Genomic DNA, 19,492 nt, shown 5'->3' with positions numbered 1-19,492 from the left:
TCACGTGCGCATGGGTGGCTGTATCGGGGAAGATGGAGGCAAGTGATATCGCCGTGCGACGAGAAAGACGTGGGGTTCTGCTGTGCCTTTGTATGCCGCTTACGGGTCGAACATGGATCCGGAACAGATGCTTGCTCGCGCTCCCCATTCGCCGATGTCCGGCACGGGGTGGCTCGATGGGTGGCGCCTGACCTTCGGCGGTGACGATATCGGCTGGGAGGGCGCGCTCGCCACGGTCGTGGAGGAGCCAGGCTCCCGGGTATTCGTGGTGCTGTACGACGTCACGCCCGAGGATGAGGTGAGCCTTGACCGGTGGGAAGGCACCGAGATGGGCATTCATCGCAAGCTGCGGGTGCGGGTCGACCTCAAGAGTGGCGGCTCGACGCTGGCGTGGCTGTATGTGCTCGATGCCTATGAAGGTGGCTTGCCGTCAGCGCGGTACATCGGTGTGATGGCTGATGCGGCGGAGAAAGCGGGCGCGCCCGAGGTCTATGTTCATGCTTTGCGATTGCGAGCGAGCCGCAACGTCGGGCCTGGTCCGACATTTGACTGAGCGTCGGGCCTGGTCCGGCATTCGACTAGCAGCGTCCCCGGAGCACGAGCCAGCTAGCCCGGGAACACGGGGACCGCGGCGGTGACATGGATGTCCACCGGGTCGCCGAGCCGGAGGCGCTTGTCGCCCGGGGTGAACGAGCGCACCCGAGTGGTGCCGTCCGCGCTGGTGACGGTGATGATGGTGGCTGGCCCGGTGAAGCGCACATCCGAGACGCGGTAGTCGCTGGCGGCGAGAGCGGGTGTGATGTCGATCTGCTCGGGGCGGATCAGCGCGGTGCCGGGCGAGGTCGCGCCATTGAGGATCGGGATGGCGCCGAGGGGGGTTCGGGCCCATCCGTCGGGCGCCGTGCCGGGATCGGCGGGAACAGTGATGGAATCGCCGACGAACTGGCCGACCTCGAGCGTGGCGGGCGTGTGGTAGATCTCCTCGGGGGTGCCTATCTGGGCGACCTGGCCACCGAGCATGACGGCAACGCGGTCCGCCATGCCGAGGGCCTCGTCCTGGTCATGGGTGACGAGCACCGAGGTAATGCGGCGCTCATGCAGCAGTGCCCGGACATCCGCGCGCAAAGTGGCGCGCAGCCCGGCGTCGAGAGCACTGAATGGCTCGTCGAGCAACACGATGGCCGGGGTGGGAGCGAGCGCGCGGGCTAGGGCGATGCGCTGCTGCTGGCCGCCCGAGAGCTGCGCTGGCCTGGCCTTGCCGTAGCCGGGCAATCCCACGAGGTCGAGGAGGGTCTCGGTGGCGGCCGCGCGCTGGGCCCGGGTAGTGCCGCGGCGAAGACCGTAGCCGACGTTGGCGCCAACCGTGAGGTGCGGGAACAGTGCGCCTTCCTGCGGGACGAGGCCGACGCGGCGCCGCTCGGGCGCGATGTGCACGGTTGAATCGCGCGCGACGGTGTGCTCGCCGATAGCGATGCTGCCCCTGCTGATGCGGTGGAGCCCGGCGATGGACCGGAGCAAGGTGGTCTTGCCGCATCCGGATGGGCCGAGCACGGCAAGCAGCTCGCCGGGTTGGATGGCGAGGGTGATGTCGTCGAGAACCTGATGGCGGCCGTAGCCGGCGACCAGGCCGTTGATACCGAGCGCGCTGGGGCGTGCGTTCATGCGCGGGCGCTCTCCTTCGTTGCGGCAGGTGATGTGGTCTCTTCAGGACCGTCGGACTCGCCGGCGAGGGGCAGGCGGGGGGTGGTGGAGCGCCAGCCCATGACATTGCCGAGCAGCAGCGCGGGCAGCGCGGCGACGAGGATGAGAGCGACGGCGTAGGGCGCTGCTGCCCCGTAGGCGAGGTCGGCGGTGTGGGACCACAGTCCCGTGGCGAGGGTGTCAACAGTGGTCGGGCGGAGCATGAGGGTGGCGGGCAGCTCCTTGGCGACAGCGAGGAACACCAGCGCCGCTCCGGCCGCGGTGCCGGGCAGCGCGAGCGGCAGGATGACGCGGGCGCTCGTGCGCCAGCGCGGCTCGCCGAGGGTGGCGGAGACGTCCTCGAGTGATTCCGGGATGGCCTCGATGGCAGAGCGGATGGCGCCGACCGCTAGCGGCAGGAACAGCACCATGTAGGCGATGATCAGCATGGGGATCTGCTGGTAGAACTGGGGCAGCGCGCGTATTCCGAGGAAGACCACGGCAAGACCGACGGTGATGCCGGGCAGCGCGAAGCCGATGTAGGAGACGGACTCGGCCGTGCGGGCGGCGAGGGAGCGGGAGCGCGCGGCGAGCAGCCCGATCGGGATGGCGACGAGCGTGGTGGCGAGCGCTGCGAGGCCGGCCACCTGGATGGTGGAGGCGGTGGCGGACCAGATCTCGCTCCAGGTCACGGATACCCGCTGGCTGCGGAGCATCCAGCGCCCGAGGGCGGCGAAGGGCAGGAGGACGCCCACGGCGATCACGATGCCGGAAAGCAGGTAGACCGGGAGAACGAGCGGGCCAAGCACGAAGGGCCGGGGCACGCGCGGCGCTCCGGTGGCGATGCGCGCGGCGAACCCGCGGCGGGCGCGACGTTCCGCGATGGTCAGGAGGATGGCCGCCGCAGCGAGGATGAGGCCAAGGATCGCAGCCGGAGTGCGATCGAAGGAGCCCTGGTAGCTCATGAAGATCGCGACGGTAAAGGCGTCGTACCGCATGAGCGCGACAGCACCGAAGTCACTGAGCGTGTAGAGCGCGACGAGCAGGCCCCCGGCGGTGGCGGCGGGCCAGACCTGCCGGGTGGTGATGGAGAGGACCGCGCGCACGCGGGAGCGCCCGAGGGTCTGGGCCACTTCCTCGCCCGCGGGGTCGGCGGCAGCGAGGGCCGCTGCTACGGGCAGGAATACATACGGGTAGCTCGCGATCGTCAGGACCGTGGCGGCACCGATGAAGCCAGTGAGCTGCGGCAGCTCCGCTACCCAGAGGAATCCCAGGACGTACGACGGGATAGCCAGGGGAAGGGTGAACAGGACGCCGAGCATCCGGCGCCCGCGCAGGTTGGTGCGCACCACGATCCACGCCAGCAGGGAGCCGAGGATGATGCAGGCAACAGTCACCGTGAGGGCGAGGATGCTGCTGCGCCAGAAGAGCTCTAGGGTGCGTGGCCGCTCAAGGACCTCCCGCACGACCATGGGCCCCCGCTCGAGGGCACGCACGATGAGATAGAGCAGCGGGGTCGTGGCGAGAGCGGCTATGGCCAGCGCGGCCGCCCCGAGCAGGGGGCGACCGCGCTGGCTCATGCTGGGCTTCCGGCTCAGAGCAGGCCGACCTCGGTGAGGAGCTGCTGCGTCTGCTCGAGGGACTCGAGCTCGGAGAGGTCGATGTCGGGGCCCTGGAGCTCATCGAGCTGGGGGCGTCCCTCGTCGGTGACCTCGAGCGCTTCGACCACGGGATACTCGGCGGTCTCGTCGAGGAAGTACTGCTGGGCGTCGACAGACAGCATTGCCCGAATGACGCGCTCGGCAGCCTCCTGCTGCTCGGAGCTGACGAGGATGCCGGCTCCGGCAATGTTCACGAGGGCGCCCTCGTCGCCGGGGGCGAGGTAGTTCACCGCGGAACGCATGTTCTCGGCACCCTTGTCCCGCGCGAGCCGGTACCAGTAGTAGTGGTTGATCAGGCCAAGCTCGACCTGGCCCTCCTCGACGGCGTTGAGGACGGAGATGTTGTTGTCGTAGCGGACGGGCTCGTTGTCGCGGAATGCCTCGAGCCATTCCCGAGCCCCGTCCTCGCCGCGGGAGACGCGCAGCGCGGTGACGAATGCCTGCCAGGATGCGTTGGTGGGCGCGAACCCGACCTTGCCGCGCCAGCGCGGATCAACCACGGCGTCGATTGTGTCGGGCACGTCCGCGGCGTCGACGGCCTCGGTGTCATGGACGATCACGCGGGCACGGCCGGAAGTGGCGACCCAGTTCCCGTCGGCGGCCTGGTACTCGTCGGGAACGAGGCCCAGGGTCTCGGGCGCGAGGGGGGCGAGCAGCCCCGCGCTCGCTACGGCACCGAGCGCACCAGCATCCTGCGCGAAGAAGACATCGGCGGGCGAGCGGTCGCCCTCCTCGAGGATCTGCGCGGCGAGCTCGGAGGTGCTGCCGTAGCGCACCTCGATGGAGACGTCGGCGAGATCCTCGATCGTGGGGATGAGGTCACCAACGAGGCCCTCGCCGCGCCCGGAGTACATCACGAGCGTGGCGGTGTCGGGGCTGCCGCCCTCGTTGGTCGCGGTGGTGTCCTCGGAGCCGCAGGCCGCGATCGGTGCGGCGACCGCGATGGCGGCCATGGCTGCGAGCATGCGCTTGCGAGTGATCACCCGTGCTCCTCATGATTCGAATCGAACAATTGCGACTAGGCTATCCTAACCATTCGTGTCGAGCACGAGGCCCGCGAGCAGTCGCACGCCATTCTCGAGGGCCCGCTCATCGATGTCGAACGTCGGTTGATGCAAGTCGGACTGCGGACCCGCGCCCGACCACACGCCGAGCCGCGCCATGGCGCCCGGCGCATGCTCGAGGTACCAGGAGAAATCCTCTCCCCCACCGGATTGCTCGGTGGGCGCGGCCGCACCGGGACCGATTCGCTCGGTGGCGCGGCGCAGCATCGCCGTCGAGGCAGCATCATTGACCACCGGGGGCACACCGCGCCGGTACCGGATCTCTAGTTCCACACCGGTGGGCGCGATGACCGAGGTGATGATCTCCCGCACCAACGGCTCCAGCAGGGCCCAGGTGGCGTGGTCCCCGGTGCGGATGGTGCCCCGCAGCACCCCTTCGCGGGGCAGCGCGTTGGCGGCATCCCCGGCGTGCGCGGCGCCCCAGGCCATTACCGTGGAGGTCCGGGGATCGACCCGCCGGGTGAGCAGCGCGGGAACGCTGGTGATCACCAGGCCCATGGCATAGACCAGATCAGTGGTCAGGTGGGGGCGCGAGGTGTGCCCGCCCGCCGAGGAGAAACCGATCTCCACGAAGTCCGCGGCCGAGGTGACGGCGCCCGTTCGGATGCCGATGCGCCCCACCTCGAGACGAGGGTCGCAGTGCAGCGCGAAGATCCGCGACACCCCTTCCATCGCGCCGGACGCGATCACGTCGAGCGCCCCGCCGGGCATGACCTCCTCCGCGGGCTGGAAGATCATCCGCACGCCCCGGGGCAGCTCCGGCACGGTCGCTAGCGCCAGCGCGGTCGCCAGGAGGATCGTCGCGTGCGCGTCGTGGCCGCACATGTGGGAAACGCCGGGGATGGTCGAGGCGTACTCAGCGTTGGTGCGCTCCTGCATCGGCAGCGCGTCGATGTCCGCGCGGATCGTCAGCCTGCGCCCGTCCGCGTCCGCGGGCCCCATGTCGAGCAGCAGGCCGGTGCCGCCGGGGAACCGCACGGGAGCGAGGCCCGCCGCCCGGAGCTTCTCCTCGAGGAACTCAGTGGTGCGGTGCTCGGCGCGGGCTAGCTCGGGATGCCGGTGCAGGTGGCGGCGCCACTGGACGATCTGCGCCCGATGACTCGCCAGCCACTGCTCGATATGGCCCCACACGGGCATCCCTGCTCTCCCTCGCTTGCTTGCTGCTTCCTCCCGTGCCGCGACAGCGCGGCTACTGGCCGAACGAGAAGCCGGTCTCGCGGGTAGTGATGGCCAGGTCCCCGAGCAACGCGCCATGGATGCTGCGCTTGATGCTGCCGAGGTTCGGGCCCCGCTTCGCAATAAGGCTGGCTGCCCGCTCGATCGCGGTGGGCAGCACTTCCTCGCCGGGCAACGCCGCCTGGACGATCCCGGACGCTAGCGCATCAGCGCCACCATAGCGGCGACCGGTGGTCATCGCCTCGATCGCGGCCTGCTTCGGCAGCCGGCTATTGAGCAGCGCGCTCATGCCGACGGTGAACGGCATGCCGAGGTCCACCTCGGGCAGGCAGAAGAAGCCACGGTCGGAGCGCATCACCTGGAAGTCGGTGGACATCGCGAGCATCGCCCCGGCACCGAAGGCGTGACCGCTGATCGCGGCGACCGTCGGCATCGGGAAGGCCAGCAGCCGGGAGAAGATGGTGTGCGAGCGATCAAGATATTCGGGCAGCCCGTCGAGGTTGCCGAAGATCCACTCCACATCGAGCCCGTTGCTGAAGAACTTGCCGGTCGCGGTCACCACTAGCGCGGCCGGCCCCTCCGACGCCTCGACCTCGTCGAGCCGCGCGTGCACGGCGTCCATCCAGTCCGGATGGAACCGGCTCTCATTGTCGTCCTCGCCCTCGTTGCCGAGGTACAGGACGAACACTTCACCCTCGCGTGACAGATATGGCATTCCCTGAGCTTAAACCGCCCGGCCCGGCCGGGCGCATCGGTCACCTCGCTTTTGGGACTTCTGGCCCCGGCGCCCCGCACCAAGTGGCACTATCGGAGTCACGCGCGCAGCGCGAGGATGGTGGAGAGCCATGCACACCGTGGCAACACGATTGCTGGCATCACCAGCACTGGCACCACGAGCAACGAGCGAGGTCGGGCCATGACCGATGAGCAGTCCATCCAGGAACGGATCATTCGCAACTCCGTCGCGGCAGCTTCCCGGGCTCCGTCCGTGCACAATACGCAACCGTGGTCGTGGACGCTGCGCGGCGACCACCTCGACCTGTTCGCCGATCCCGAGCGGCAGATGCAGGTGGCCGATCCCACCGGTCGGCAGATGATCATCAGCTGTGGCGCCATGCTGCACCAGCTCTGCGTCAGCCTGCACGACTCGGGCTACGACACCACCATCGACCGCATGCCGGACCCCGAGGATCCGCAGCACCTCGCCACGGTCAGCGTCGCCCGCGCGCGCTACGTGGACGAGAAGAACCGTGCGCTGGCCAAGGCGATCCTCGAGCGGCGCAGCGACCGCCGGCCCCTCGGCGCGCTCAGCACCGAGGCCATCGAGCAGCTTCGCAGCTCGTACCACGACGACAATGTCTCCGCCGTAGCGATCACCAGCACCGGCAAGGACGCGTTCCGCCGCGCCTCCGAGGTGGCCATCGCCCAGCGCCTCCACGACGAGCAGTACCAGCGCGAGCTGTCCTGGTGGAGCGGCCACTACCGGCTGTTCGAGGGCGTGCCCCGCTCCGCGCTGGTCTCGAGCGGCACCAAGCCGACCGTGCCGTCGGGCCGGGACTTCCCCGCGGGCACGCTCACCAGCGATCACGGGCATGACGACCAGGCCGCGCTGTTCGTGCTGAGCACCAGCGGCGATTCCGCCGAGGACTGGTTGCGCTGCGGCGAGGCCATGTCCGCGATGCTGCTCACCGCCACGACCGAGCGCCTTGGCTCCTGCCCGATAACGCATGTCACCGAGCTCGAGGAGAGCCGCGCGCTCGTCCGGGAGGCCACGGCGAGCGCGGACGAGATGTACCGCTACCCGCAGGTCGTCATGCGCATCGGCGAGCGCCTCGATACCGCGATGCCGCCCGAGACCGGTCGCCGCCCGCTCGACGAGATCCTGCAGGGCTGAAACGGCGGCGGCTGAAACGGCGGCGACTGAAACGGCCTACAAAACTCAACGCCACCTGTCCGGATTGCCCGCTTCTAGTTGAGCCTCATAGGCGAATCCCTGCACGGCGCTACCCCGCCGCCCCTACTCTGGCGGGGCAAGCATGGTGCCGGTGAGCGCGCCGCCGTCGACGACGAACTCCGTGCCCGTGGAGTAGGTGGCCCGGTGGATGAGGAAGTCCACCATGTCGGCGACCTCGCGGGGCTCCCCGAACCTCGGTATGGGCTGGTCGGCGACCATCGTGTCATCGAACCCGGCGGTCATCGGCGTGCGAATGGGCCCGGGATGGATGCTGCAGGCCCGCACGCCACTCCCCGCGAGCTCGAGCGCGGCGGTCTTGGTGAGCCCGCGAAGTGCCCATTTGCTGGCCACGTACGCACCAATGCCGGAGTAGCCCGCGAGGCCCGCGGTGGACGAGATGTTGACGATGACGCCCTTGCTCGCGCGCAACTGCGCCGCGCAGGCACGGATGCCCAGCCAGGCGCCGATGAGGTTCACATCAAGAACGAGCCGGAAGTCCTCGACGGATTGCTCCTCGATGGCCCCGAAGCGCAGGATCCCCGCGTTGTTGACGAGGGCGGCGAGCTGGCCCCTGCTGGCCGCGAGGCTGGCCGCGTCTCGCCACTGCTGCTCATCCCGCACATCGAGGTGGACCTGGTCGGCACGGTCGCCGAGCTGGGCGACGAGCTGCCGCGCCTCGTCGTCCAGCACGTCCGCGATGAGCACGTGCATCCCTGCGGCGTGCAGGGCTTCGGCTGTCGCTGCGCCGATCCCCCGGGCTGCCCCGGTGATGATTGCTACACGTGCTGTCGCGGACATGGCGGCCTACCTTTCCTTGCGCAGTCCCTTCCGCACCACCACGAGGGGGCAGCGGGACGCATACATGAGTGATTCACTGGTGGAGCGGAACACGAGCCCCGAGATGGGCCCGCGCCCGTGACTGCCGATGACGAGGAGCGCTGCGCCGCGCGACTGGTGCGCGAGCTGCCGCGCGGGGCTGTCCTTCGTCACGATCTCGATGACTGGCACGTCGGGGAACCGGGACCGCCAGCCCGCGAGCCGCTCGGAGAGCACGACCTTCTCGCCGGTCTCCACCGCATCCCAGGGCAGGTTGGTGTCATGGGCGATGGCAGTACTGAGCTGGAAATCGTTCCAGGTGTGCACGGCCTTGAGCGCCACCCCCCGGCCCGCGGCCTCCTCGAATGCCACCGCGATGGCATCCTCGCTGCTCTCGGTACCGTCGACGCCCACGACGACATGCTCCCCGTCGGTCACCTCGCGCGGAATGACCACCACCGGGCACAGTGCCTTCGCCGCGAGCAGCGCCGGATAGGGGGTTCCGACCCTGGTGCGCTTGCCCTGGGTGGATCCCGCAGCGATCACCAGCATGTGCGCACGGGCGGTGACGGGCACGAATCCCGAGCCGAGCAGCCCGCCGACCGCGAGCTCGGTGGCCTCGACGCTCGTGCCACCAGGAATGGCCGAGAGGACGGCACGCGCATCGGCGAATGCCGCCTTGCCGGAGCGGTTTCGCACGGCTCCCCGGACGTGGATCAGCTGGATGCCGGTGCCGTGCATCGCCGCTTCCCGTGCTGACCAGGCGATCGCGGCATGGCATTCGGCGCTGCCATCGACGACAACCGCGATGGGCGCGCGACGGGGGGCACTACCTCCGCTGGAGGTGCGCGCCTTCGGGTCGGGCTGGTTCATCCGTGTGCCTTTCGTTACCGCAGCGGCCATATCTCCATGACACTGCATCCATGAGTGAATTCCGAGGGGCTTTGGAACCCTCATTATCGGCCAATGGTCCCACGTTACGATGAGTGACACCGGGTGTGAGGAGCCACGATGCATACAGTGTTCCTGGTCGATGACCATGAGGTCGTCCGGCGCGGGCTTGTTGACCTGATCAGCGCGGATCCCGAGCTCGATGTGGTGGGCGAGGCCGGCTCGTGCGCCCAGGCCCTCGCGCGGATCCCCGCGGCCCGGCCAGATGTGGTGGTGCTCGATGTGCGGCTGCCGGACGGCAACGGGATCGAGCTGTGCCGCGACCTCAAGTCAGCCGATCCTGGCTTGAAGTGCTTGATCCTGACGTCGTTCACCGATGAGCAAGCGATGGTCGATGCGATCCTCGCCGGTGCGGCCGGCTACGTCATCAAGGACATCCGGGGCATGGATCTCACCAAGGCGATCACCGATGTCGCCGAGGGCAAGTCGCTGCTCGATAATCGCGCGGCAGCGGCGCTGATGTCCCGCTTGCGGGACGGCGTTCAGGATGCGAGCCCGTTCCCGACGCTCACCGAGCAAGAACTGGTCCTGCTCGGGCTGCTCGGGGAAGGCCTCACGAACCGGCAGATAGCCGAGCGGATGTTCCTGGCGGAGAAGACAGTCAAGAACTATGTGTCGCGCTTGCTCGCGAAGCTCGGTGTCGAGCGCCGGACGCAGGCAGCGGTGCTCGCCACGCGCCTGAAGAAGCCCCAGCAGCCCTAGCCCGCCGCGGCTGGCCACCACTGGCTGCCGCCGACCAACAAAGGACCGGAAGCATCGCATCGTGAACCATTCTCCGTCGAACCGAGATCGCCGCGGCACCCCTCCCCCGGGTGGGGTGATCAGCGATCTGCGCGATCAGCTCGACAACCTGAGCCGGGCGCGCGACCACCTCGAGGGCCTTCTCGAGGCGATGCTCGAGGTATCCACCGGGCTCCGGCTCGAGGACACCCTCCATCGGGTCGTGACCGTGGGCATCCGGCTGACCGGGGCACGCTACGGGGCGCTCGGCATCCGCGGGCCGGGCACCAAGCTGTCCCGCTTCATCTACGAGGGCATCAGCGACACCGACGCCGCCCGCATCGGCCACCTCCCGGAGGGCCTGGGCATCCTTGGCCTGCTCTTCGACGATCCGCAGGTGATCCGCCTCGCGGACCTATCGGGGCATCCGGCCTCGGTGGGGTTCCCCGAGCATCATCCGCCGATGAGTTCCTTCCTCGGAGTGCCGATCCGCATCCGGGACCGGGTGTTCGGCAATCTCTACCTCACGGAGAAGGAGAACGGTGGCCAGTTCTCCCACGATGACGAGATCATCGTGCAGCTCCTCGCGTCCGCTGCGGGCATCGCTATCGAGAATGCCCGCCTCTACGAGGAATCCCGCGACCGGCTGCGCTGGCTCGAGGCGCTCAACGAGATCAGCAACGACCTCCTCGGCGGCTCCGACCCCTCGCACACGCTGCAGCTCGTGGCTGACCTTGCCCGGGACCTGACGCATGCCGATCACGCGTTCCTCGCCATTCCCCACGACCCGGACCTCCCTCTCGAGGACACGGATTCCTTGATCGTCGCGGTTGCCTCCGGCGCCGGATCGACTGGCGCGCTGCAACGGTCCATCCCGATCGACGGCTCGCTGCCCGCACGGGCATTCGTCGAGCAGAACCCTCTGAGCAGCGACCGCTTCTCCCATCCCTCACTCAAGACGCCCGATGCGCGGCCCGGGCCGGCGATCGTCGTGCCCCTGCGCACCGGCGGCAACGTTAGTGGCGTGCTGGTGATGATGCGCGGCGAGGACAAGACGTCATTCGAGGAACGCCACATCTCGATGATGGCGTCGTTCGCCGACCACGCCGCGCTCGCGCTCACCCTTGCTGTCGCGCAGAAGGAGCGGCGCGAGCTGTCCGTCCTATCCGACCGCGACCGCATCGCCCGGGACCTGCACGACAACGTCATCCAGCGGCTCTTCGCCGCCGGGCTGAGCCTGCAGGGCACCCTGCCCCGCACCAAGAGCCCCGAGGTTCGCGATCGCCTCAATCTCCTCGTCGACGACCTGCACGAGATCATCCAGGACATCCGCACCGCGATCTTCGACCTGCATTCCCGCGCCGGCACCCCCACCACCACGCTGCGTCATCGCATTCATGACGTCGTCTCCGAGGTCACCCACGCCTCCGAGATCACCCACACCCTCAACGTCTCCGGGCCAGCCTCGGTGGTCGGGGAGAACCTTGCCAATCATGCGATCGCCGTTATTCGTGAGGCCGTGACCAATGCGGTGCGGCACTCGGGGGCCTCGAGCGTGAGCATCAAGGTCAGCGTGGCCGACGATCTCGAGCTCACCATCAGCGATGACGGTACCGGCATCCGCGATACCGGCCGCCGCAGCGGGCTGGCCAACCTCGAGGCGCGCGCGCTCGAATGCGGCGGCACCTGCACGACTGCCTCCGTGCCCGGCCGCGGCACCACGATCCACTGGTCCGTCCCGCTCCCGGACTGACGAGCGGGCCCACACTAAGTGTCATAGGTCACCTGCTTGCCAGTGACGTGTGGCCCTACCGCGCGGCCCGCCCTAGCGGAATCCTGGAGAAGTACCCCGGTAACCGCACGGAAGGACCACGGCCATGCCTGCTCGCCAGCCCATCATCGTCGGCATCGACGGATCCACTAGCGCCACCAACGCCGTCCGCTGGGCCGCGCGCGAATCCCTCCTGCGCAAGCTGCCCCTGCGCATCGTGACCGCTCTCGACGGGCCGCCGCAGTACTGGGGCGACTTTGCCATCCCTTCCACCTACATCGCCGAGGCCACCCAGCACGCCGAGGCCCGCCTCGCTGACGCGACGCGCACCGCCAAGGAAAGCGGCTGCACCGACATCGACAGCGAGGTACTCACCGGATACGCGCACGTGGACCTCATCACCGAGTCGAAGAACGCCCACATGCTGGTCATGGGGTCCCGCGGCATCTCCGCGTTCCGCGCCAGCCTGATCGGCTCGGTCACGCAATCCGTGATCCAGCACGTGCACTCCACCATGGTCATCGTCCAGGAGCTCCCCGCCGGATGGGACACCACTCCCGCCGCCCCCGTGGTCGTGGGCGTCGACGGATCCGAGCAGAACCGCCCCGCCGTGGAGACCGCGTTCCAGGAGGCATCGCTGCGCGGCGCCGAGCTCATCGCCGTCCATGCCTGGAGCGACACAGCCCTTCCCAAGAGCCTCTCCCTGCACCAGGGCCTGCCCTGGGAGGACCTGATCAGCGAGGAGGAGGCACGCCTCGCCGAGTCCCTCGCCGGCCTCGGCGAGCAGTACCCCGACGTGGAGGTGCGCCGCCTCGTCGTCAAGGACCGCCCCGTCCGCTACCTCACCGACCTCTCGGCCGCCGCCGGGCTGGTCGTGGTCGGCAGCCGCGGCCGGGGCGGGTTCGCCACCATGATGCTCGGCTCCACCTCCCGCGCGCTCACCCATAGCGTGCAATGCCCCCTGATGATCGTTCCCCTCGCCCGGTAGGCACCACAGCACGTGTTGATCGCCGCTAGGGTGGTGGACGTGCGAAACATCGACAGCCCACACGTCGTCGCCCGCTCCGCCGCCAACGCCATAGCGGCGCGCACCGGCATCGCCGAGCACCCCATCGCGGTAGTGCTGGGCTCGGGATGGGCGCCCGCGGTCTCCGTCCTGGGCGCTCCCACCGCGACGATCCCGATGCCCGAGCTGCCGGGGTTCGCCGAGCCCACCGCGGCGGGGCATGGCGGCGAGATCCGCTCGTTCGACGTCGAGGGCACCCACGTGCTGGTGATGCTGGGCCGCGCGCACGCCTACGAGGGGCATCCCCTGTCCACCGTGGCGCATGCGGTCCGCACGGCTTGCGCGGCCGGGGCGCGCACCATCATCCTGACCAACGCGGCCGGGGGGCTGCGCGACGGCATGGCGGTAGGCCAGCCCGTCCTCATCAGCGACCACATCAACCTCACCGGCCGCTCCCCGCTGGTCGGTTCGCAATTCGTGGACCTCGTGGATGCCTACTCCCCCCGCTTGCGCTCCATCGCCCGGGAGATCGAGCCGGGCCTCGAGGACGGCGTCTACGCGGGAATGCCCGGGCCACACTTCGAGACCCCCGCCGAGATCCGGATGCTGCGCACCCTGGGCGCGGACCTCGTGGGCATGTCGACGGTGCACGAGACCATCGCCGCGCGTGCCGAGGGTGCCGAGGTGCTCGGCATCTCGCTGGTGACCAACCTTGCCGCCGGCATCACCGGCGAGCCGCTCGACCACCAGGAAGTCCTCGATGCTGGTCGCGCGTCCGCGCAACGCATGGGCACCCTCCTGCACAAGCTGGTCACGCGACTGTGATCGAACCGCCGGGGACCGAGCCGCCCGGGACCCAACCGCCCGGGACCGCGCCGCCGGTCTTGCAGGAGGCCGTGGCGCGCTGGATCGACGATGACCCCGACCCCGCGACGCGCACCGAGCTAGCGGGCCTTCCCGCGGCCGAGCTCGCGGACCGCTTCTCCGCGCCCCTCGCTTTCGGCACCGCCGGATTGCGCGGCCCAGTGCGGGCCGGCCCCAACGGGATGAACGTTGCCGTGGTCACCCGTACCACCGCGGGCGTGGCCACCTGGCTGCACGACCGCTGCCTCGGCGGTTCCCGCATCATCGTCGGCCGTGATGCCCGCCACGGCTCCGCGGAGTTCGCCCGCGCCACTGCCGAGGTTTTCGCTGCCGCGGGCTTCGCCGTGACCCTGCTTCCCGGCGCGCTGCCCACCCCTGTGCTCGCGCATGCCTGCCGCGCCACCGGGGCTGCCGCTGCCGTGCAGATCACGGCCTCCCACAACCCGCCCGCGGACAATGGCTACAAGCTCTATCTGGACGGCGGCGCGCAGCTCGTCTCCCCCGCCGACCGGGAGATCGAGGCCGCCATCGCGCGGATCGGGCCAGCCCGCTCGGTGCCGCGAAGCGCAGTCGAGCCGGCCGGGGCCGAGCTCATCGAGCAGTACCTCGCGACGGTCGCCGCGTTGCCGCGCGGCGCCTCCCGGGATGCGCGCATCGCGTTGACTCCCCTGCATGGCGTGGGGGGCGAGATCGCAGTGGAAGCGCTGCGCCGCGCGGGCTTCACCGATGTGCACGTGGTCGAGCAACAGTTCGCTCCCGACCCCGCCTTCCCCACCGTCGCCTTCCCCAACCCCGAGGAGCCCGGCGCCACTGATCTGCTCCTCGACCTCGCCCGCGACGTCGACGCGGATGTGGCGATCGCGCTCGACCCGGATGCCGACCGGTGCGCGGTGGGCGTGCCCGGCCCTTCTGGGTGGCGGATGCTGCGCGGGGACGAGGCCGGGGTGCTGCTCGGCGACGACATCCTCGCCGCGACCAGCGGCGACCGGCTCGTCGCCACCACCATCGTCTCGTCGAGCATGCTGGGGCGCATCGCCGCTGCCCACGGTGCCCGCTACGCCGAGACTCTCACCGGCTTCAAATGGCTCGTCCGTGCCGGGCAGGGGCTCGTGTTCGCCTACGAGGAAGCGATTGGTCTGTGCGTGGATCCCGCCCACGTCCGCGACAAGGACGGCATCGCTGCCGCCGTCGCGGTGTGCGATCTCGTCGCGCGCCTCAAGCAGCGGTCACGCAGCCTGCTCGGCGAGCTTGACCGGCTTGCGATCGAGCATGGCGTGCACGTCACTGACCAGGTGTCCCGCCGCTTCGACGACCTTGATGAGATCACCGCGGCCATGCAACGACTGCGCGAGGCGCTGCCCGAGCATCTAGGCGGCGAGCCCGTCACCGTCGAGGATCTGCATGCCGCGCGCGGGCAGCGCCGCACCGATGCGGTGGTGCTCCGCACCGATCACCTGCGCATCGTCGTGCGCCCCTCCGGCACCGAACCGAAGCTCAAGTGCTACCTGCAGGCCGTCGCTGATGTCGTTGGCGGCGACCTCGAAGGTGCTCGCGCGCGGGCGGAGAAGATACTGGAGCACGGCCGCGAGTTCGCCCGCGCGCTCTAGCTGGGCGGGGCAGGATTCGGGTGAGTCGGGCCGGGCTGGCTAGATATTGCGCGGCCCGAATTGGCGATCCCCAGCATCACCGAGCCCGGGCACGATGAACGCATCATCATTGAGCCGGTCATCGACGGCGGCGGTGACCACGCGCACTGGGTAGCCCGACTTCTCCAGAGCTCGGAGCCCTTCCGGCGCGCACACCACGCACACCGCAGTGATATCGGTGGCCCCCCGCTGGACGAGCAGCTCCAGCGTGTGCAGCAGCGAGCCACCAGTCGCCAGCATCGGGTCGAGCACGAACACGGGCAGGCCAGCGAGATCCGCCGGCAGTGCCTCGAGGTAGGGGCGCGGCTCGTGCGTGTGCTCATCGCGCGCCATGCCCACGAAGCCGGTCTGCGCCTCGGGAACCATCATGCTGGCCTGGTCGACCATGCCCAGCCCGGCCCGCAGCACCGGCACGAGCAGCGGTGGCGCGGCCAGCCTCGCGCCGCTCGCCGTCGCCACCGGGGTCTCCACATCGAACAATTCGGTGGGGGCTCCGCGCATGGCCTCATAGATAAGCATCTGGGTGAGCTCGCGCAGCGCCGACCGGAACACCGCGCGGTCGCTGCGGGCATCGCGCAGCGTCGTGAGCCGGACTGCGGCCAGAGGATGATCGACGACCCGTGTCTCCATGACTAGCGAGCCTATCCGCTCCCACTCGTGGCGCTAGTCCTGACGGCCAGAAAGCAGATCTGAACTTTTTCGGCCCAATGGGAACCAAACGGGTCCCTCGATGCGTCCATGTTTCTTGTAGCGACCAATATGCGATCAGCGCGCCCGCCTGGCGTAGCTAGAGAGAGGTGATGCGCCATGACCGGGATTACCGCGGACCCCGCTGGCATCGATGAGTTCGGTCGGCGGCTAGCGCTGCAGTCGGAGGAGATCGCCGGGCTCGCCGATGCCGTCGCGGCCTTGAAGCCAGAGCTGGCGACGAGCGCGCTCGGGCCGATCGGGGCGGGGTTCCTCGCCGCCTACGCCTCCGCGCAGGAGCGTTTCCGGCACAATGCCACGGCCACGAGCGCGGCATGCGCCCATAGTGCCGACGCCGCGCACCATGCTGCCGAGCTGTATCGGCGTGGCGATGCCGATAGCGCTGCCCGCATCCTCCAGACGGGCGGAATGGCCTGATGATCGATGTGATGCTGTTGAAGAAGCCGCTTGATGATCTCGCTGCGACCCTCGGCACGGGAATCGTCCCGGGCGCCGACCCGGTGGCGGAGTTCACCCGGGTCGCCACGACGCTGCAGCAGGTGGGCGACGCGGGCATGAGCGCGGTCAAGCAGCTCGAGCCAGCCTGGCAGGGCATTGCCGCGGATGCCGCCGCGAACGCCTCGCGGGATATCACTGCCGCGACAGATGTGCTCGCGCACGATGGGCAGGAGCTCAGCGTCAACTGGCTCGCCGCGCTCGAGGCGGTCCTGCGCGGGGTGGGCGATCTCGCCCTGATCGGTGCCTCGTTCGTGACGGTGCTGCAGAGCTCGAAGGCACTGCTGAGCAACCCCCTCGGGCAGCTCGTCCTGCTCAAGGAAGCTCTTGATCACCTTTCGCGCGCCATCGATGTGGTGATCCGGCTGAGCACCGAGCTCAGCAAGGCCTCCGGGAACCTCGACGCGATCGGAAATGGCATGCCTGCTCTGCCCGGGGGCGGAGGGGGACAGATGACTTCCTCAGCGATGAGTGCCGCGGGCTCCTCGATGGGGCCGTCGCTGGGCTCCTCGATGGGCCAGGACGGTGCCTCCGTCTCGCTGTCCTCCGACAGTGGCAGCAGCGATCTCGACGGCACCACCGGCGGCACCACCGTCCAGCTGCCCGACGGGAGCACCACCGTGGCCCCCACTCCCGAGGCTGCCGCCGCGGTGCGCAACGCGCTCAGCCAGCAAGGCGTCCCGTACGTCTGGGGCGGCACCTCGCCAGGCTCCGGGTTCGACTGCAGCGGCCTCACCCAGTGGGCCTACCGGGAAAGCGGTGTCGAGATCCCCCGGCTCGCCCAGGAGCAGGGTGTCGGCACCCCGGTCGGGGTCGACCAAGCGATGGCTGGTGACCTCGTCGTCTGGGACGGCCACGTCGCGATGGCCCTGGGCAACGGCCAGATGGTCGAGGCGGGAAATCCTGTGAGCGTGTCGCCGATCCGCACCGACAACATGGGGCAAGCGTTCTACGGCGTCTATAGGCCCACCGCATGAACGGGGTGGCAATGAGCGCCGATGACCACGGGCTGCCCACCCGCATCGACCTAGCGCACCAGGCACTGCGCCTCGGCGGGGACCAGCTCGCTGCGGAGATCCTGCGGCAATGCCACCAGGCAGCGATGATCGGAGGGCTGCAGGCGCGCCAGGAGCTCGCTGCCCTCGGCATCGACCGGCGCACCCTCGATGCCATGGGACTGCCCACCGCGACGGACATCGCCAAGCTCGACGCCTCAGCGCCCTCCGCCACCATGCTCGACAGGATCGGAATCACCCGGTGATCGATTTCGAGGAAATCCTGCAGCGCGCCGTGGCCCAGCGGGACGCGCTCGACGATGCCCTGTCCGGCCTCTCGACCCTGCGTGGGCGCGGCACGAGCGCGGAGGGCCAGATCGTCGCCGAGGTATCAGCACAGGGCAAGCTCGTCGGCCTCGAGATCGCTGATGCCGTGACCCGCCGTTCCCCGCGCGAGGTGTCGGAACTGATCCTCGAGGCCACCAACCAGGCTGCGGCGGCAGCCGCTGAATCACGGCTCGCCCGCTACGCGGAGCTGGGTCGTGCTTTCGGCGCGACCGATGGTTAGGCTGTGCGCATGACAGGAGACATCGTCCCCATCGAGCTAGGTCTGACCGACGGCGACGTCGTGACGCTGTGGGCACCGCAGTGGCGCGAGGGCGACGACGAGTGGCAGGCCTTCCTCGGTCGTGACGATGACTTCTTCGTGTTCGACGGGGTCGCGGAGCTCGCCGCGTTCATCCGCAACGACGACGATCACGACCTCGCCGAGCATCCCTCCTGGCACGTCGTCAAGGCATTGTCCGCCGCTGAGCTCGAGCCCGAGGATGAGCATGTCTTCGACCTCGTGGGCGTCCCCGAGCTCGCTGCGGGCACCCCCGATGCATTGACGGTCGCGGAGCTTGACGACATCCTCTCCATGGCGCGCAACCTCGGTGATGTGTGCGAGCTCGACGTCGTCATCGAGTTTTTCGACTCGCATCCCGACCTCGGCAAGCTCTCCCTCGGTCACGCGGCATTCGCCGGTTCGAGCGGCGCCAAGGCGTGGACCCAGATCGGCAAGGCCATCGTCGACGGCTGGGACGCGGTGCTCGATGCCATCGATGGGGCGATGACAACGCCGGACGTCGACGAGGCCGCTGTGGCGCTCGCCGAGGCCGAGCTGCTCACGGCCGACGAGAATGATGTCGAGGCCGACGACGCTGCCGAGGACAGCGACGACGTGGATCCGCTCGACGAGGATGAAGAGGACGACGAGGACGAGGCGGACGATTTCTGGACGCACGTCGGCATCGACCCCATCAAGATCATCAACGGGAGCGACGAGTTCTACACCCTGCGTTGCTACCTCGACGACGTTCCCATTTTCCTCGGCAAGGACGGCACGATCCTCGCTTTCCGGACCGCCCGCGCGCTTGCCCGCTACCTCGCTGACCCCCACGACCACGAGCTCGCCGAGGTCAGCACCTACCCCGAGATCGCTACCGCCGCGACCGACGGTTCCCTCGACATCACTGTCATCGACGACAACACGTACCTGCTCACCGGCCTTGTCGAAGACCTCGCCTCCGGGCCCAAGCACGTCGATGCGGATCAGCTTGACCTCGCTGTCGAGTTGCTCAACGACGCTGCCGATTTCGCCGATGACGACGCCGTCGAGAACGCGCTGGCCAAGACCACCCCGCTCGGCTGGTACGTCTCCTACGTGCTCAAGCCCGATCCGAGCCGCCTCGCGCCTTCTGCGCCCCATGATGCCGAGGCAGCAGCGTTCCGCGAGCTCCTCCACGGCCTCGAGGCGCGCCTGCGCATCATGTGACCCCGTCGAGCGAGGCACCGCGGGTGTTCGGCGCCCGTGGCGTGGGTGTGCGACGCCCGAGCCGCGGGTGTGCGAATTACGACAGCTTCACTGCGGTGGATTCATGCGGTCGTCGCAACACCAGGCGGATCCGGCTCCTCGGACAACATCCTAGCGAGGGCCTCGGCAG

The 19,492-nt window shown here is 69.1% G+C and carries 20 protein-coding genes; 12 read left to right on the top strand and 8 right to left on the bottom strand.

Annotated elements, in window-relative coordinates; genetic code table 11:
- Nucleotides 1–82: 82 nt before the first annotated feature.
- Nucleotides 83–553 carry a gamma-glutamylcyclotransferase family protein gene (locus tag QC765_RS15645; RefSeq protein ID WP_278315369.1) on the top strand — a complete coding sequence of 157 codons (471 nt, stop codon included), beginning with the start codon at nucleotides 83–85 and terminating at the stop codon, nucleotides 551–553.
- A 53-nt stretch (nucleotides 554–606) separates the two neighbouring features.
- On the opposite strand, the gene QC765_RS15640 is transcribed toward QC765_RS15645, so the two are convergent.
- Genes QC765_RS15640 through QC765_RS15620 form a run of 5 tightly spaced genes read right to left on the bottom strand, consistent with a single transcriptional unit; the run spans nucleotide 607 to nucleotide 6,296 of the window.
- Complete coding sequence (locus tag QC765_RS15640) at nucleotides 607–1,662, bottom strand: ABC transporter ATP-binding protein (RefSeq protein WP_278315368.1); 1,056 nt, start codon at nucleotides 1,660–1,662, stop codon at nucleotides 607–609.
- A complete protein-coding gene (locus tag QC765_RS15635) occupies nucleotides 1,659–3,260 on the bottom strand; it encodes an ABC transporter permease (protein WP_278315367.1) in 1,602 nt (533 codons plus the stop codon). Before QC765_RS15635 ends, QC765_RS15640 begins: the two co-directional genes overlap by 4 nt.
- Nucleotides 3,261–3,274: 14 nt before the next feature.
- Nucleotides 3,275–4,324: an iron ABC transporter substrate-binding protein gene (locus tag QC765_RS15630; protein WP_278315366.1), complete on the bottom strand. Its 1,050-nt coding sequence runs from the start codon at nucleotides 4,322–4,324 to the stop codon at nucleotides 3,275–3,277.
- A gap of 45 nt (nucleotides 4,325–4,369) precedes the next feature.
- The gene (locus tag QC765_RS15625; protein ID WP_373876777.1) at nucleotides 4,370–5,542 is read right to left on the bottom strand and encodes an amidohydrolase; all 1,173 of its coding nucleotides are present in this window, start codon (nucleotides 5,540–5,542) and stop codon (nucleotides 4,370–4,372) included.
- A 52-nt stretch (nucleotides 5,543–5,594) separates the two neighbouring features.
- Entirely contained in the window at nucleotides 5,595–6,296 is a 702-nt protein-coding gene (locus tag QC765_RS15620; RefSeq protein WP_278315365.1) for an enoyl-CoA hydratase-related protein, read from the bottom strand.
- A gap of 201 nt (nucleotides 6,297–6,497) precedes the next feature.
- On the opposite strand from QC765_RS15620, the gene QC765_RS15615 reads away from it, so the two are divergent.
- Nucleotides 6,498–7,475 carry an Acg family FMN-binding oxidoreductase gene (locus QC765_RS15615; RefSeq protein ID WP_278315364.1) on the top strand — a complete coding sequence of 326 codons (978 nt, stop codon included), beginning with the start codon at nucleotides 6,498–6,500 and terminating at the stop codon, nucleotides 7,473–7,475.
- 123 nt (nucleotides 7,476–7,598) lie between these two features.
- On the opposite strand, the gene QC765_RS15610 is transcribed toward QC765_RS15615, so the two are convergent.
- Both QC765_RS15610 and QC765_RS15605 read right to left on the bottom strand, forming a co-directional pair.
- A complete protein-coding gene (locus QC765_RS15610) occupies nucleotides 7,599–8,333 on the bottom strand; it encodes an SDR family oxidoreductase (RefSeq protein ID WP_278315363.1) in 735 nt (244 codons plus the stop codon).
- A 6-nt stretch (nucleotides 8,334–8,339) separates the two neighbouring features.
- A complete protein-coding gene (locus tag QC765_RS15605) occupies nucleotides 8,340–9,224 on the bottom strand; it encodes a universal stress protein (RefSeq protein WP_278315362.1) in 885 nt (294 codons plus the stop codon).
- Nucleotides 9,225–9,362: 138 nt separating this feature from the next.
- Between QC765_RS15605 and QC765_RS15600 the strand changes: the two genes are divergently transcribed.
- From QC765_RS15600 to QC765_RS15580, 5 genes are all read left to right on the top strand, one after another.
- Complete coding sequence (locus tag QC765_RS15600; protein WP_278315361.1) at nucleotides 9,363–10,004, top strand: response regulator transcription factor; 642 nt, start codon at nucleotides 9,363–9,365, stop codon at nucleotides 10,002–10,004.
- A gap of 61 nt (nucleotides 10,005–10,065) precedes the next feature.
- Nucleotides 10,066–11,775, top strand: coding sequence for a sensor histidine kinase (locus tag QC765_RS15595; protein WP_278315360.1), 1,710 nt, complete (start codon nucleotides 10,066–10,068; stop codon nucleotides 11,773–11,775).
- 124 nt (nucleotides 11,776–11,899) lie between these two features.
- A complete protein-coding gene (locus QC765_RS15590) occupies nucleotides 11,900–12,781 on the top strand; it encodes a universal stress protein (RefSeq protein WP_278315359.1) in 882 nt (293 codons plus the stop codon).
- A gap of 12 nt (nucleotides 12,782–12,793) precedes the next feature.
- Nucleotides 12,794–13,624 carry a purine-nucleoside phosphorylase gene (locus tag QC765_RS15585; protein WP_373876776.1) on the top strand — a complete coding sequence of 277 codons (831 nt, stop codon included), beginning with the start codon at nucleotides 12,794–12,796 and terminating at the stop codon, nucleotides 13,622–13,624.
- Nucleotides 13,625–13,683: 59 nt separating this feature from the next.
- Nucleotides 13,684–15,270 (top strand): phospho-sugar mutase, encoded by a 1,587-nt coding sequence (locus tag QC765_RS15580; RefSeq protein WP_278315412.1) that lies wholly within the window; start codon nucleotides 13,684–13,686, stop codon nucleotides 15,268–15,270.
- Between the two features lie 39 nt (nucleotides 15,271–15,309).
- Here QC765_RS15580 and upp read toward each other — a convergent pair whose 3' ends face one another.
- The gene (gene upp, locus QC765_RS15575; RefSeq protein WP_278315357.1) at nucleotides 15,310–15,939 is read right to left on the bottom strand and encodes a uracil phosphoribosyltransferase; all 630 of its coding nucleotides are present in this window, start codon (nucleotides 15,937–15,939) and stop codon (nucleotides 15,310–15,312) included.
- A 177-nt stretch (nucleotides 15,940–16,116) separates the two neighbouring features.
- Here upp and QC765_RS15570 point away from each other — a divergent pair, with 177 nt between their 5' ends.
- Genes QC765_RS15570 through QC765_RS15550 form a run of 5 tightly spaced genes read left to right on the top strand, consistent with a single transcriptional unit; the run spans nucleotide 16,117 to nucleotide 19,323 of the window.
- Complete coding sequence (locus QC765_RS15570) at nucleotides 16,117–16,434, top strand: type VII secretion target (protein WP_278315356.1); 318 nt, start codon at nucleotides 16,117–16,119, stop codon at nucleotides 16,432–16,434.
- Nucleotides 16,434–17,489 carry a C40 family peptidase gene (locus tag QC765_RS15565; RefSeq protein WP_278315355.1) on the top strand — a complete coding sequence of 352 codons (1,056 nt, stop codon included), beginning with the start codon at nucleotides 16,434–16,436 and terminating at the stop codon, nucleotides 17,487–17,489. Before QC765_RS15570 ends, QC765_RS15565 begins: the two co-directional genes overlap by 1 nt.
- Nucleotides 17,486–17,773 (top strand): hypothetical protein, encoded by a 288-nt coding sequence (locus QC765_RS15560; protein ID WP_278315354.1) that lies wholly within the window; start codon nucleotides 17,486–17,488, stop codon nucleotides 17,771–17,773. Before QC765_RS15565 ends, QC765_RS15560 begins: the two co-directional genes overlap by 4 nt.
- Nucleotides 17,770–18,075, top strand: a complete 306-nt coding sequence (locus tag QC765_RS15555) for a YbaB/EbfC family nucleoid-associated protein (protein WP_278315353.1) — start codon at nucleotides 17,770–17,772, stop codon at nucleotides 18,073–18,075. Before QC765_RS15560 ends, QC765_RS15555 begins: the two co-directional genes overlap by 4 nt.
- A 9-nt stretch (nucleotides 18,076–18,084) precedes the next feature.
- On the top strand, nucleotides 18,085–19,323 hold the full coding sequence (locus QC765_RS15550; protein WP_278315352.1) for a SatS C-terminal domain-containing protein: 1,239 nt from the start codon (nucleotides 18,085–18,087) through the stop codon (nucleotides 19,321–19,323).
- The last annotated feature ends 169 nt before the right edge of the window (nucleotides 19,324–19,492 follow it).

The sequence above is a fragment of the Hoyosella levis genome (genome assembly GCF_026008515.1).
Classification (GTDB): Bacteria; Actinomycetota; Actinomycetes; order Mycobacteriales; family Mycobacteriaceae; genus Lolliginicoccus; species Lolliginicoccus levis.
This window is presented reverse-complemented; position numbering and strand designations above follow the sequence as displayed.